This window comes from Kitasatospora sp. GAS1066B (assembly GCF_041262605.1).
GTDB lineage: Bacteria > Actinomycetota > Actinomycetes > Streptomycetales > Streptomycetaceae > Kitasatospora.
Map to the genome: position 1 here is coordinate 174,332 of NZ_JBGCCO010000002.1, position 14,080 is coordinate 188,411.

Consider the following 14,080-nt stretch of genomic DNA (forward strand, 5'->3'; position numbering starts at 1 on the left):
CCCGGCGGTGGCGGGGCGCGGGTCAGCCGAGTGCCGCGACCCGGGCGGCCGAGGTGCCGAGGCCGCTGGGGGCGGGCACCCGGAAGGCGGTGACCGGGCCGGCCGCCGCCGCGGCCAGCCGCTGGTGGTGCGCGGCGGGCTGGTACTCCTGCTCGGAGTCCCGGTAGCGGCCCACGTCCCGGTGCCAGACGTAGATCCCGCTCATCCAGTTGCGCAGGTCCTGGACGTAGTCCTCGAGTTCGGCGCGCTGGGCGGCGTCGAGCCGGTGGTCCTCGCAGAGCTGGGGCAGCTCGTGGGCGGTCAGGTGCTCGAACTGCCGCATCCGGGAGGTCTGCAGGTCGGAGACCACGCGCAGGGCGTGCGGCAGATCGCAGTTGAGGAAGTTCTGCACCACCAGGACGGCATTGTGGATCTCACCCTCGTACTGGATCTCCTTGCGGTAGGAGAAGAGGTCGTTGATCAGGCAGGCGTAGTCGGCGGCCGCGTGCTCCACGGCCTCGATGGTGCCCGAGCGGAACACCGCGTCGGGCAGCGTGCGCTGGTTGGCGAACCGGGCCAGGCTCATGGTCAGGTCGGAGCCGAAGGTGTGGCGGCGCATCTCGATGTAGTCGACCGGGTCGGGGATGCGGTGCTCGGCGACGTTGGCGATCTCCCAGACCCAGCTGTCCAGCATGTCGCCGACCGCCTTGCGGAAGGCCTCGCGGGCAGCCGGCGGCATCGGGTCGGCGGTGCGCGGCCAGAGGTCTGCCAGGCCACGCTCCAGGGCGGTGACCGGCGTCGGCATCGGCTCGGCGGGGGAGCTGGTCAGGAACTGCGCGAGGCGGTCGACGCAGGCCCGGGCGCCCTGCACGTCGGCGGGGTGGCCGTAGCCGAGCGGGAACCAGTCGTCCCCGTAGGTGCCCCAGACCAGCCACTCGGCGGAGAGGTCCAGCTCCTCCGGGGTGGCGTCCGGATCCAGGCCGGCCGAGCAGAGCGCCAGGTCGACGGCGACGATCTTGTGGTCGTCCCAGACCCCGGAGTCGACCACGCCCGGGATCACGTCCAGGTAGCCCATCTCCCGCGCCCAGGCGGTGGAGTTGCGCCGCGCGGCCGCCAGGTGCGGGCTCAGCCCGGGCTCGAACGGCAGGTACATCTCGGGGACCTGGAACGGCGGCACGTCCTGGTAGGGCACGTGGGTGAAGCTGCGCAGCGCCGCCGGGTCGAGGAACCGGCCGATCTCGGCGGCCGAGGTGCCCAGGCCCACCGGCACCAGCGAGAAGGCCGAACCGCGCTGGTTGGCATGGTCGTTCATGTAGCGGCTGCTGCGCATGTGCCACTCGTGGCCGCCGGACTGCCAGTCCTGAAGGCCCTTGGCGTAGGCGAGCACCCGGGCGATCTCGTCGGGAGCCAGGCCGTGTTCGGCGAAGAGCGGCGGCAGTTCGGTGAAGAAGGTGTTCTCGAACTGGTGCAGCCGGCTGGTCAGCAGCTCGTTGACCGCGTCGGCGGCCTGCTGGGTGCTGTAGTCGAGGAAGGTCTCCAGGACCAGCACGCCGTTGCTCAGTTCGCCCTCCTCGCCCACCTCGCGCTGGTACGAGAAGAGGTCGTTGCGCAGGTGCACGCCGTCCGAGAAGGTGTCGCGCAGCACGCGCAGCGGCCGGCTGCCGGCCACCCGGGCCGGGATCTCGGCCTTGGCCGCGAACTCGACCAGGCCGGCCGACCAGGGCGCGCCGCCGACCTTGCGGCGCATCTCGATGTACTCGACCGGGTTGGCCACCCGACCCTTGTCGATGTTGGAGAGCTCCCAGATCGACTCGTTCAGCAGGTGCTCGGTGCTCTCCCGGAACCGGGCCCGCCAGTCCGGCGACATGTGCGGCACGGTGCGCGCCCACAGGTCGGCCAGGCCCGCCTCGACCGGATTGGTCGGCTCGGGGAAGCCGTCCGTAAGGTCCATCGGCATGAAGAGCGGCAGCCGGTCGAGGTAGGCCTGGCCGCCACTGCGGTCCAGGGTGCGCTTGAAGATCTCCAGGAAGTGGTCGTCGAAGAAGAAGACCCAGACGTACCAGTCGGTGACCAGGTCGAGCGTGGCGCTGTCGCAGTCGGGGTGGGTGTAGGCGCAGAGCAGCGCGTAGTCGTGGTCCTCCAGGTCCTGGAGCTCCCAGATGCCGCTGCCCTCCAGCATGCCCATCTCGCGCGCCCAGCTGCGGGTGTGCTCGCGGGCGGGCTCCAGGTGCGGGTTGAGGGTGGCCGGATGCGGCAAGTAGAAGTCGGGTAGTTCGAAGGGCTGTGCCATGGGATCCCCCCACCGGGAACGTCGGGCTGTCGATCTTCCCCAGTGTCAGTGGCGGATCGACGGCCCGTAAGACGCGTACGGCAGTGCGGGGCAGGCGCGGGTTCCGGTTCGTACCTTGGTCTTTCGGGTGAAGAACCGGCAGTTCGGTGGCGCAGAAACGTTACTGGCGGTAGGTGGTGAGGAAGCGGCCGATCCGGCTGATCGCCGTCTCCAGGTCGTCGGCCCGGGGCAGCGTGACGAAGCGGAAGTGGTCCGGGCGGGGCCAGTTGAAGCCGGTGCCCTGGACGATGTGGATCTTCTCGCGGAGCAGCAGGTCGAGCACGAAGCGTTCGTCGTCCTTGATCCTGTGCACCGCCGGGTCCAGCTTGGCGAAGGCGTACAGCGCGCCCTTGGGCTTGACGCAGCTCACCCCCGGCAGCTCGTTGAGGGCCCGCCAGGTGACGTCGCGCTGCTCGGTGAGCCGCCCGTTCGGCAGGGTCAGGTCGGCGATCGACTGGTGGCCGCCGAGCGCGGCCTGCACCGCGTACTGGGCCGGCACGTTGGGGCACAGCCGCATGCCGGCCAGCATGGTCAGCCCCTCCAGGTAGTCCCTGGCGTGCTGCTTGGGCCCGGAGACCACCAGCCAGCCGCTGCGGAAGCCGGCCACCCGGTAGGCCTTGGAGAGCCCGTTGAAGGTGAGGGTGAGGACGTCGTCGGCGAGCGCGGCCAGGCAGTGGTGCTCGACGCCGTCGTAGAGGATCTTGTCGTAGATCTCGTCGGCGAGGACCATCAGGCCGTGCCGGCGGGCCAGGTCGAGGATCCCGGTGAGCAACTCCTTCGGATAGACCGCGCCGGTCGGGTTGTTGGGGTTGATCACCACGATCGCCTTGGTCCGCGAGGTGATCTTGGCGGCGATGTCGTCGAGGTCCGGGTACCAGTCGGCCTCCTCGTCGCAGAGGTAGTGCACCGCCTTGCCGCCGGCCAGCCGCACCACGGCCGTCCAGAGCGGGAAGTCGGGGGCCGGCACGAGCACCTCGTCGCCGTCGTCCACCAGGGCCTGCACGGCCATCTGGATCAGCTCGGAGGCGCCGTTGCCGAGGAAGACGTCGTTGACGTCCACCCCGGTCACCCCGCGCTGCTGGTAGTACTGCACCACCGCGCGGCGGGCCGGCAGGATCCCGCGCGAGTCGCTGTAGCCGTGTGCGTTCGGCAGGTTGCGGATGATGTCCTGGAGGATCTCCTCGGGTGCCTCGAAGCCGAACGGTGCCGGATTGCCCGTGTTGAGCCGCAGCACGCTGTGCCCGGCCTCCTCCAGGGCGTTGGCCTGGTCGACCACGGGGCCGCGGATCTCGTAACACACGCCCGCGAGCTTGCTGGACTGCCGAAACTCCACTGCTGCCTCCCGGCTTCACCATCTGGTTGCTTTGTTCTACCAAGTAGGCACTTGGAAAGTCCAACCTTTTGGCTATGCTGATGGCATGTCACGCCGAAGCTACGACCAGTACTGCGCCGTCGCCCGCGCCCTGGACGCGGTCGGGGAGCGCTGGAGCCTCCTGATCGTCCGTGAGCTGCTCGGCGGGCCGCGCCGGTACACGGACCTGCACGCCGACCTGCCCGGCGTCAGCACGGACATCCTGGCCACCCGGCTCAAGCAGCTGGAGGCGGAGGAGCTGGTCGAGCGCCGCAAGCTGGAACGGCCGGCCAACGCGACGGTGTACCAGCTGACCGAGCGCGGCACCGACCTGCGTGCCGTCATCGACGCGCTGGGCGCCTGGGGGCTGCCGGCGCTCGGCCCGCAGCGGCCGACCGACGCGGTGCGCGGGCACTGGGTGACGGGTGCGCCCCTCGAACTGGCGCCCTGAGGCGCCGAAGGATGCTCGGGGCCGTTCGAGAGGGAAGCTCGGACGGCCCCGAGTGCCGGCTGTGCCGGCTACAGCTGAGCGGCCCAGCCGCAGAGGCCGGCCGTGATCCACTCGTGCGCCGCGCCCATGTTGGGGCGCGGGTCGAGCAGGCTCGACAGGGACCAGTAGCGGACCATGACCTCCGGGCCCGAGCGGCGTGCGGCCAACTCCCGTCGGAAGTCGGTGTTGTCGACTTTCCGTTCCGCGCGGGCGAAGACGGAGACGAAGGCGTCCACCGCCTCACCGACCGCCGGGGTGGCGCCCCGGGCGATCTCGGCGGCGGCGAGCGTGTAGGCCTCGCCGACGCCCTGGTAGACCATGGTGGCGTCGCAGCCGGAGTGTTCGAGGTAGCGCGCCTCGGCGGCGCGGGCCCGGTCGACGGTCAGCGCCCGCAGCTCGGCGTAGGCGAGCGCCTGGCGCGGGGTCGGGTCGGCGGGCAGTTCGGGCAGCGCGGCGTCGACGATCGCGGTGCGCAGCGAGGCGGGGATCCGCAGCGGCAGCACCCGGCGCCAGAAGGTGGCGAAGCTGTCACGGGCCGGCCCCTCCTGGAGCGCGTCGCCGAGCAGCAGCAGGTGCTCGGAGGTCTCGGCGGCCGCCAGTGCCGCCGCGCGCCAGCGCAGCCGGGTCAGCTCGCGCGCCACCTCCTCGCGCTGCTCGGCGAGCGCCTGATCGAGCGTCAGTTCCGTGCGCACCACCGCCCCCGCCAGCGGCAGCGGCAGCCCGAGCGCGCGCATCCCGCGCAGCGTGCGCAGCACCTCCAGCGCGTCGGCGCCGTACCGGCGGTGGCCGCCCGCGCTGCGCTCGACGGTGTCCGGGAGCAGCCCCTGGTCGGAGTAGTACCGCACCGTCTTGACGCTGACGCCCGCGGCTTCGGCGAGCATGCCGATGCTGAAGACCCGTGGCTGATCCATCGTCATACCTTCATCGTACGAACTTGTGACTTTTGACCTCCGTCGTGCCACCGTGCTGCCCACCGTCCGCCCCGCGCACAGCGCGTCCAGGCGGGATGCCTGTTGCCCGAGCGGGCGCCGTGAGTGCGCTCAGCGTGTCCGGCCGGATCGCGCCCGTGGCGGCGGAGCCGTGCAGGAGGGTGGCCAGGTCGTGGGGGCGGGCCGGGGCGTCGGTGGGGGTGGCGGTGGTGATCCGGTCCAGGCGGAAGCCGCGGCCGGCCTGTCGGGTGCGGCACCAGGCGATGAGGTACCAGTGGCCGTCGGTGGTGAGCAGGCCGGCGGGTTCGACCTCGCGGTCGGATTCGTGTCCGGCCGCGTCGAGGTAGCGCAGGCGCAGCACCGTCCGCGAGGTCAGGGATTGTTCGACGGCGGTGCGGACGGCGGCGTCGGTGCGGATGGGCAGGGTGACGATCCGGGCCGCGAGGTCGCGGGCCGCTGCCGAGGCGGGGCCGGTCAGGGCGGCCGCGATCTTCTGCGCGGCCGTGCGGGCCGCGGCGGCGTACGGGGCGCGGGCGTCGGCCGCGGCGAGGGCGGCGGTCAGGGCTGAGGCCTCGTCAGGAGTGAACCCGATCGGGGGCAGGGTCAGGTCCGGGTCGATCGACCAGCCGCCGCCCCGTCCGGTGATGGTCCGCACCGGGACGCCGGTCTCCATCAGGGTCTGCAGGTCGCGCTGGAGCGTGCGCTCACTCACCTCGAAGCGGGCGGCGAGCGCCGCGACCGTGCGCGGTCGCGGCGCTGCCGCGCGCAACTCCTCCACCAGGCCGTAGAGGCGGGCAGTGCGGTTCATGGCGTCGACGCTACCGTCACGCGGCGGCCAGGAAGTCCCGCTGGCGGCGCAGTTCGCGCTCGGTGATGGTCAGCGGGAACAGGGTGAAGCCGTGCATCGCGCCGGCGACGACGTCGAGTTGCGCCGGTGCACCCGCCAACTGCCAGCGGGCGGCCATGAAGAGCGAGTCGTCCAGCAGCGGGTCCTCGGTGCCGACGACCATCCGGGCAGGCGGCAGGCCGGTCAGGTCCGCGAAGAGCGGGGAGACCTCGGGGTCGCGGCGCTGCTCCTCGGTCATCTCCGGGACGAACAGTGCACGGCTGGCCCGCATGGTGTCGGTGTTGCTCAACAGCCGTCGTGAGCCGAAGAGTCGCTGGCTCGGGGTCATCGAGAGGTCGAACGGACCGAAGGTCAGGTGGGCCGCCCGGAACGCGCCGGTGACGCCGTGCCGGTCGCGCAGCCGCAGCAGGGTCAGCACGCTCAGGTGGGCACCGGCCGACTCGCCGCCGATCAGCAGGCGGTCGGTGCCGAACTCGGCACGCGCGTTGGCCACCAGCCACATTGCCGCGGCCTCGCAGTCGTCGGGGCCTGCGGGGAACGGGTGTTCGGGCGCGAGGCGGTATTCGACGCTGACCACCGCGAGGTGCGCCTGCTCGGCGAGCTGCCAGAGCCGCTCGTCCTGGCCGTCGGCGGAGCCGAACGCCCAGCCGCCGCCGTGGATGTGAAGGTGGACGCCATCGACCCGGTCCGGCACGAAGGTCCGCACCGTCACCCCATCCGCGACGATGCGGTCGCGGCCCTGCGGCAGCCGCAGCGGCGGTGTGTCGCCGCCGAGCCGGTTGCGCCGGACGGCGGCCAGCGTGGCCGCGTCCGGGGCGGCGGTGCGTGCCGGGCGGTTCGCGGCGGCGGTCTCGAACTCCTTGTTGAAGGCCAGGGTCTCGGCGAGACAGTCCTCGTCGATGAGCGTCAGGGTGTTCACTCCGGTGATCGTCATGCCCCGACCCTCGCAGCCCTTCGCGACAACATCCTGTCACCCTTTTTCGGTGATCCGCGTCACAGGCGCCACCGCCCGACCCGCGAGTAACATCGGGTGCGCCATGGACCAGACCACCACCGCGCCCGCGCCCTTCAGCAGCTACCTCGCCCTCGGTGACTCCTTCACCGAGGGCATGTGTGACGACCTGGGCCCGGACGGGCACTACCGGGGCTGGGCCGACCGGCTCGCCGCCGCGCTCGCCTCGGAAGTCGACGGGGCCGACTTCCGGTATGCCAACCTCGCGGTGCGCGGCAAGTTGATCGGGCAGATCGTCGATGAGCAGTTGGAGCAGGCCGTGGCGTCGGGCGCCCAGCTGGTCACGCTGGCCGGCGGGCTGAACGACGTGCTCCGCCCGGGCTGCGACATCGCCGTGGTGCAGGCGCGGCTGGGCGAGGCGGTCGAGCGGCTGCTGGCCACCGGCGCCACCGTGGTGCTCTTCACCAGCACCGACCCGACCCGGCGGATGGCGGGCGGCGCCCGGCTGTTGCCGGCCATCCGGCAGCTGAAGGCCTTCGTCGAGGAACTCGGCGCCCACCCGCGGGTCGCCGTCGTCGACCTCTTCTCGGCCGCCTGCTTCGACGACCGCCGGCTCTGGGCCGAGGACCGGCTGCACCTGTCGCCGGAGGGCCATCGGCGGGTCGCCGAGGCGGTCTGCCAGGCGCTCGGGCGTCCGGCGGCGTTCGACTGGCGGGCGCCGCTGCCGCCCGCCGCGCCGCCGGGCGGCTGGGCGAAGCTCCGTGGCGACCTGCGCTGGCTGCGGATCCACGTGCTGCCCTGGTTGGGCCGGCGGCTGACCGGCCGCTCCTCGGGGGACGGCCGCCCGCCCAAGCGCCCCGAGCTGCTGCCCTTCCGCGCTCAGGACCTGGACGGGGAGGTCCGGCTGTAGCGCAGGTCGAAGTCGTGGTCCCAGGTGGTGCCGCCGTCCACCGACTTCTCCCACCGCCCGGTGATCACTGCCCGGTCGGCACTGATCTCGCCGTGGTAGCGCTGGGAGAACTCCGGCGTCCGGCGCCACAGGCGCCAGACGGAGTCGGTGAGGCTCATCCCGTACACCCGGGACACGCCGCGGTTGTCGGCGTACAGCACCTGGTAGTCCTGGCCGGAGTCGTCCCGGCCGATGATCCAGGTGGCCGCGCCGCCCTGGCGGATCACCAGAGCGGCGCCGTCCTCGATCCACTCGAAGACGACCGATCCGTGCATGGTGCTCTCCGAGTCGGGCAGGAACTCCGCGCCGGACAGCGCCATGTCCCAGTCACCGACGAGGAAGCGCAGATCGGCCAGGGCCGGGTTGGGTGTCATGGCTCAAGGATCCGACAGCAGCACCGCGCCGACGCGGACCTCGCCGAGCGTGTCGTCCTCGTGCCTGTGCCACCTCCTGATGCCGCGTCAGCCGCTGATCACGCAGGCGCCGGCCCGGTTGCTCCACAGCGGCTGCATCGCGAAGGTGCCGGTGGGCAGCGTCACGTTCTGGAAGTTGCTCTCGCACAGGTCGCCGATCTCCTCGCCGGAGGCGGTCAGCCAGCCGCCCGCGGGCTGCGGGTCGGACATCGACTCGGCGTACTCGTGGCCTTCGACGATGCTGAAGGCGGAGAGCTTGTTGCCGAGCAGGTTGTTCGGGCAGCGGCTGCCGGCGGGGGCGTCCAGCTGGTAGGGCATGTTGGTGTACGAGACGCTGCCCGTGTAGTCGTGCCAGGCGCAGAAGCCGGAGCCGGGCCAGCCGTCGGGGGAGGTGCCGCTGGGGCTCATCACCACGATCTGGGCGTCGGGGTTGCCGGCCACCCCGAAGTGGGAGGCGGCGTTGTCGGCCTCGTCGGCGATGTCCTGCTGCTGCGAGGAGCCCGGCGCCGGGCTGCTGTCGTCGACCCAACTGCCGCCGTAGACCGGGCCGGTGAAGGTCGGTCCGGAGCCGCTGGAGTCCGGGTACTGGGAGGTGATGGTCGACCAGTGGTCCTGGCTGGTGCCCAGCCCCTGGAAGAGGTTGGCCATGTACTGCTGCACGCCGTTGGTGTCGCTGTCCCACTGGCTGCCCCAGAAGTCCAGGTAGACCACGGGGTTGTGCTGCACCGCGCCGCCGTTGTACTGCACCTGGCTGGCGGGCGGCCGCCTGGTCGGCGCGGAGTGGTGGGCCGCGGTGGCCGCGTAGGCGCCGTGCCGCGCCTGCGGGGCGGGTGCGCCCGGGTGCGCCGAGGCGCTGACCGCGGGGAGGAGGGCGAGGGCGAGGACCGCACCGCCGGCGGTGAGTCCACGAAGGAGGCCGTGCTTCGGGCTGAGTCTCATGCCCAGATGGTGGGGGCGTGGCGAGGTCCCCGAAAGTCCACGAACTCGACGTATACACGCCAAGACGGGAACCTGACGGAGCCCTATGATCGGCCGCAGCCCGCTACCGAGGAGCCGCCGTGACCAGCCCGACCGCCACCGAGAGCTACCGCGCCGCGCGTGACCTGCTGCTCCGTCAGGACGGTGCAGGTGACTTCGCCTGGCCCGTCATCGAGGGCCGCTTCAACTGGGCGGTCGACTGGTTCGACGTGATCGCCCGGGGCAACGACCGCACCGCGCTGTGGATCGTCGAGGAGGACGGCCGGGAGGCGAAGTACACCTTCGCCGAACTGGCCCGCCGCTCCGACCAGGTGGCCCACCACCTGGCCGGGCTCGGCGTGGCGGCGGGGGACCGGGTGCTGCTGATGCTCGGCAACCAGGTCGAGTTGTGGGAGGCGATGCTCGCGGTGCTGAAGCTCGGTGCGGTGATCATGCCGACCACCACCGCGCTCGGCCCCGCCGACCTGGCCGACCGGATCGAGCGCGGCGGAGCCAGGCACGTGGTGGCGAACGTGGGCGACACGGCGAAGTTCACCGGGGGCGGGAGCGGGAGCGGGACCGGTTTCGGCCGGATCGTGGTCGGCGGCCCGGTCGAGGGCTGGACGCCCTTCGAGGACGCGTACGAGCTCGCCGACCCGGCCCCGTTCACCGCCACCACCGCGCCCACCGACCCGCTGCTGGTCTACTTCACCTCCGGCACCACCAGCCGCCCCAAGATGGTCGAGCACACCCAGGTCTCCTACCCGGTCGGCCACCTGACCACGATGTACTGGGCCGGCCTGCGCCCGGGCGACGTCCACCTCAACATCAGCTCGCCCGGCTGGGCCAAGCATGCCTGGAGCTGCTTCTTCGCGCCGTGGATCGCGGAGGCGACGATCTTCGTCCACAACTACACCCGGTTCGACGCCGCCCGGCTGCTCGAGCAGCTGCAGCGGGCGCGGGTCACCACCTTCTGCGCTCCGCCGACCGTGTGGCGGATGCTGATCCAGGCCGACCTGTCCAGCGGCCCCGGCGCGCTGCGCGAGCTGATCGCGGCCGGCGAGCCGCTCAACCCCGAGGTGATCGCGCAGATCGAGCGGCACTGGGGGCTGACCATCCGGGACGGCTTCGGGCAGACCGAGACCACACTGCTGGTCGGCAACACGCCCGGCGCGCCGGTCAAGCCCGGCTCGATGGGCCGCCCGCTGCCCGGGGTGCCGGTGGTGCTGGTCGATCCGGTCAGCGGCGAGCCGGCCGAGGAGGGCGAGATCTGCCTGGACCTGACCCGGCGCCCGGTCAACCTGATGACCGGTTACCTGGCCGACCCGGAGCGCAACAGTCAGGTGATGGCGGGCGGTTACTACCACACCGGGGACGTGGCGAGCCGGGACGCCGACGGGTACATCACCTACATCGGCCGCACCGACGACGTCTTCAAGGCCTCGGACTACAAGATCTCGCCGTTCGAGCTGGAGAGCGTGCTGATCGAGCACCCGGCGGTGGCGGAGGCCGCGGTGGTCCCGGCGCCCGACCCGACCCGGCTCGCCGTGCCCAAGGCCTACGTGGCGCTGGCCCCCGGCTGGGCCCCGGACCGGGAGACCGCGCTGGCGATCCTGCGGCACGCCCGCGAGCACCTGGCGCCCTACCTGCGGGTGCGGCGGCTGGAGTTCTTCGAGCTGCCGAAGACCATCTCCGGCAAGATCCGCCGGGTCGAGCTGCGCACCCGCGAGGCCGACGGGCTCGGCGGCGGGCAGGAGTGGCGCGACGACCAGTTCCCGGAGCTCAGGGCTTAGGGCCTCTCTTACGGATCGTGCCGGGCGCGCGACGCCGGACATCCCGCCTGGACCCACCGGCGAATCATCCAAGTACGACCCAGTACGAGGACGATCCGCCGGCACGCCCAGCCGGGCGCCCAACGCCGTGGGCTCATCCGAAAAGATCCGCCGTACAGGCCCTAGGGGTTGAGCGTGATCCGGATCCCGACCGTCCCCTCAAGCCCTCGGCGCAGCCGGCTGCCCAGCATCGTGAGCCGGCCGATCAGTCCGTACTTGCGGCCCAGCAGGGGGCGGTAGCGGGCGGTCCCGGCGGCGTCCAGCAGTTCGGCGGTGGCGGGCACCGACTCGCCCGTCGCCCGGCCGCGCACGTCGCACGGGCCGACCAGGACCTTCGGGTTGCGGCGGATCCGCTTGACCTTCCAGGAGTCGGCGGGCGTCCACACCCCCAGCGCGTCCCCGTCGCGCACCACCCAGACGGGGGTGGGCACCGCCGTGCCGTCCTTCTTGTACGAGGTCACCAGCAGGTACTTGCCCCGGCCCAGCTGCTCCAGCAGCGCGTCATCCATGGCCGGACTGTACAGCTGACAGAATGCGGGGCGTACGCGCAACGCAACTCATGAGAAGGTGACCGGCTTCGTGACCACGCCAGCCGAGCAGTCAGCACAGGCAGCAGCCGCAGCCGATCGGGCCGTCGGGCGGCGGATCGCCGAGGAACTCGGGGTCCGGGAAGGGCAGGTGAAGGCGGCCGTCGAGCTGCTGGACGGCGGGGCGACCGTGCCGTTCATCGCCCGGTACCGCAAGGAGGTCACCGGCGAGCTGGACGACACGCAGCTGCGCACGCTGGAGGAGCGGTTGCGCTACCTGCGCGAGCTGGAGGAGCGCCGGTCCGCGGTGCTGGAGTCGATCGGGGCGCAGGGCAAGCTGGACGACGCGCTGCGCGCGCAGATCCTGGCCGCCGACTCCAAGGCCCGACTGGAGGACATCTACCTCCCGTTCAAGCCCAAGCGCCGCACCAAGGCGCAGATCGCCCGCGAGGCGGGCCTGGAGCCGCTGGCCGAGCAGCTGCTCGCCGACCCCGCGCGGGACCCGGCCGCGCTCGCCGCCGGGTTCGTGAACGAGCAGGTCGCCGACGCGCCGGCCGCGTTGGAGGGCGCCCGGGCGATCCTGGTGGAGCGGTTCGCCGAGGACGCCGACCTGATCGGCACGCTGCGCGAGCGGATGTGGGGGCGCGGCCGGCTGGTCGCCAAGGTCCGCGACGGCAGGGAGCAGGAGGGCGCCAAGTTCGCCGACTACTTCGACTTCGCCGAGCCCTTCACCAAGCTGCCCTCGCACCGGATCCTGGCCATGCTGCGCGGCGAGAAGGAGGAGGTGCTCGACCTCGACCTGTCGCCGTTCGACGGCGAGGCGGAGGGCGACCTGCCGGGCGCCAGCGACTACGAGCAGCGGATCGCGGCCCGCTTCGGGGTGGCCGACCACGGCCGCCCGGCCGACAAGTGGCTCGGTGACACGGTCCGTTGGGCCTGGCGCACCCGGATCCTGGTCCGCCTGGGCCTGGACCTGCGCGGCCGGCTGCGCCAGGAGGCCGAGGACGAGGCGGTCAAGGTCTTCGCCGCCAACCTGCGCGACCTGCTGCTCGCGGCCCCCGCCGGCACCCGGGCCACCATGGGCCTGGACCCGGGTTTCCGCACCGGCGTCAAGGTCGCCGTGGTGGACGCCACCGGCAAGGTGGTCGCGCACGACACGATCTACCCGCACCAGCCCGCCAACAAGTGGGACGCGGCGCTGGCCACCCTGGCGGCGCTGGCCAAGGCGCACCACGTCGACCTGATCGCGATCGGCAACGGCACCGCCTCGCGGGAGACCGACAAGCTGGCCGAGGACCTGATCAAGCGGCACCCCGAGCTGACGCTGACCAAGGCGATGGTCTCCGAGGCCGGGGCCTCGGTCTACTCCGCGTCCGCCTTCGCCTCGCAGGAGTTGCCCGAGCTCAACGTGTCGATCCGCGGCGCGGTCTCGATCGCCCGGCGGCTGCAGGACCCGCTGGCCGAGCTGGTCAAGATCGACCCGAAGTCGATCGGGGTCGGCCAGTATCAGCACGACCTCAGCGAGTTGAAGCTCTCCCGCTCGCTGGACGCGGTGGTCGAGGACTGCGTGAACGCGGTCGGGGTGGACGTCAACACCGCCTCCGCCCCGCTGCTCACCCGGGTCTCCGGGGTGACCGCGACGCTGGCCGACAACATCGTGGCGCACCGCGACGACAACGGCCCGTTCCGCACCCGCAAGGCGCTCAAGGACGTGGCGCGGCTGGGCCCGAAGGCGTTCGAGCAGTGCGCGGGCTTCCTGCGGATCCCGGACGGCGACGACCCGTTGGACGCCTCGGCGGTCCACCCCGAGGCCTATCCGGTGGTGCGGAAGATCCTGGCGAAGACCGGCGGGACGATGCGCGAGCTGGTCGGCAACGGGGCGGCGCTGCGCGCGCTGCGGCCGTCCGAGTTCGCCGACGAGACCTTCGGCATCCCGACCGTCACCGACATCCTGGGCGAGCTGGACAAGCCGGGCCGCGACCCGCGCCCGGCGTTCAAGACCGCGACCTTCAAGGAGGGCGTCGACAAGCTCGGCGACCTGGAGGTGGGGATGGTCCTGGAGGGCGTGGTGACCAACGTCGCCGCCTTCGGGGCCTTCGTCGACGTGGGCGTGCACCAGGACGGCCTGGTCCATGTCTCGGCGCTGTCGGCGAAGTTCGTCAAGGACCCGCGCGAGGTGGTCAAGCCCGGTGACGTGGTGACCTGCAAGGTCGTCTCGGTCGACGTCCAGCGCAAGCGGATCGGGCTGACCCTGCGGCTCGACGACGAGGCCGCTCCCCGGCCCGCCGCCGGCCCGCGTGAGGGCGGGCAGCGTGAGGCCGGCCAGCGTGAGGGTGGCGGCCAGCGCGAGCGCGGCCCCCGGCCGCCGCGCCAGGACCGGCGCGGTGGCGCGGGTGGCGGCGGGGGTGCCAAGCCCGCGCCGGTGGTCAACAGTGCGATGGCCGACGCGCTGCGCCGGGCGGGGCTCGGCAAGTGAGCACGGGCTGACGGGGCGTGGGGCGGGCGTGGGACGCGCACCCCACGCC

Annotated in this window: 11 protein-coding genes and 1 pseudogene; 4 read left to right on the forward strand and 8 right to left on the reverse strand. The window is 72.2% G+C overall.

The annotated features are described in order from the left end of the window. Positions 1–22: 22 nt before the first annotated feature. Together ABH937_RS02380 and ABH937_RS02385 are read right to left on the reverse strand one after the other, a co-directional pair. The gene (locus tag ABH937_RS02380) at positions 23–2,269 is read right to left on the reverse strand and encodes a germacradienol/geosmin synthase (protein WP_370216980.1); all 2,247 of its coding nucleotides are present in this window, start codon (positions 2,267–2,269) and stop codon (positions 23–25) included. Positions 2,270–2,429: 160 nt separating this feature from the next. Beyond that, positions 2,430–3,641, reverse strand: coding sequence for a pyridoxal phosphate-dependent aminotransferase (locus ABH937_RS02385; RefSeq protein WP_280687192.1), 1,212 nt, complete (start codon positions 3,639–3,641; stop codon positions 2,430–2,432). An 85-nt stretch (positions 3,642–3,726) separates the two neighbouring features. Between ABH937_RS02385 and ABH937_RS02390 the strand changes: the two are divergent. Continuing rightward, a pseudogene (locus tag ABH937_RS02390) lies at positions 3,727–4,077 on the forward strand (winged helix-turn-helix transcriptional regulator); the annotation flags it as partial. A gap of 101 nt (positions 4,078–4,178) precedes the next feature. On the opposite strand, the gene ABH937_RS02395 reads toward ABH937_RS02390, so the two are convergent. From ABH937_RS02395 to ABH937_RS02405, 3 genes are read right to left on the reverse strand one after another with little or no spacing between them, the layout of a single operon-like run. Beyond that, positions 4,179–5,066, reverse strand: coding sequence for a MerR family transcriptional regulator (locus ABH937_RS02395; RefSeq protein ID WP_370216982.1), 888 nt, complete (start codon positions 5,064–5,066; stop codon positions 4,179–4,181). 4 nt (positions 5,067–5,070) lie between these two features. Next, positions 5,071–5,886, reverse strand: a complete 816-nt coding sequence (locus ABH937_RS02400) for a helix-turn-helix transcriptional regulator (RefSeq protein WP_370216983.1) — start codon at positions 5,884–5,886, stop codon at positions 5,071–5,073. 16 nt (positions 5,887–5,902) lie between these two features. Further along, positions 5,903–6,859 (reverse strand): alpha/beta hydrolase, encoded by a 957-nt coding sequence (locus tag ABH937_RS02405; RefSeq protein WP_370216984.1) that lies wholly within the window; start codon positions 6,857–6,859, stop codon positions 5,903–5,905. A 103-nt stretch (positions 6,860–6,962) separates the two neighbouring features. Here ABH937_RS02405 and ABH937_RS02410 point away from each other — a divergent pair, with 103 nt between their 5' ends. Next, on the forward strand, positions 6,963–7,787 hold the full coding sequence (locus tag ABH937_RS02410; protein ID WP_370216986.1) for an SGNH/GDSL hydrolase family protein: 825 nt from the start codon (positions 6,963–6,965) through the stop codon (positions 7,785–7,787). Here the strand turns inward: ABH937_RS02410 and ABH937_RS02415 are convergent. Continuing rightward, positions 7,757–8,200, reverse strand: a complete 444-nt coding sequence (locus tag ABH937_RS02415; RefSeq protein ID WP_280687197.1) for a hypothetical protein — start codon at positions 8,198–8,200, stop codon at positions 7,757–7,759. The two genes, ABH937_RS02410 and ABH937_RS02415, sit on opposite strands and share 31 nt — an antisense overlap. Positions 8,201–8,287: 87 nt before the next feature. Next, positions 8,288–9,178 carry a hypothetical protein gene (locus tag ABH937_RS02420; RefSeq protein WP_280687198.1) on the reverse strand — a complete coding sequence of 297 codons (891 nt, stop codon included), beginning with the start codon at positions 9,176–9,178 and terminating at the stop codon, positions 8,288–8,290. A 119-nt stretch (positions 9,179–9,297) separates the two neighbouring features. Between ABH937_RS02420 and ABH937_RS02425 the strand changes: the two genes are divergently transcribed. Further along, entirely contained in the window at positions 9,298–10,989 is a 1,692-nt protein-coding gene (locus tag ABH937_RS02425; RefSeq protein ID WP_280687199.1) for an AMP-binding protein, read from the forward strand. 161 nt (positions 10,990–11,150) lie between these two features. Here the strand turns inward: ABH937_RS02425 and ABH937_RS02430 are convergent, their stop codons facing one another. Next, positions 11,151–11,537: a PPOX class F420-dependent oxidoreductase gene (locus ABH937_RS02430; protein WP_280687200.1), complete on the reverse strand. Its 387-nt coding sequence runs from the start codon at positions 11,535–11,537 to the stop codon at positions 11,151–11,153. 70 nt (positions 11,538–11,607) lie between these two features. On the opposite strand from ABH937_RS02430, the gene ABH937_RS02435 reads away from it, so the two are divergent. Beyond that, positions 11,608–14,031 carry a Tex family protein gene (locus tag ABH937_RS02435; RefSeq protein ID WP_370216987.1) on the forward strand — a complete coding sequence of 808 codons (2,424 nt, stop codon included), beginning with the start codon at positions 11,608–11,610 and terminating at the stop codon, positions 14,029–14,031. Positions 14,032–14,080 lie beyond the last annotated feature (49 nt).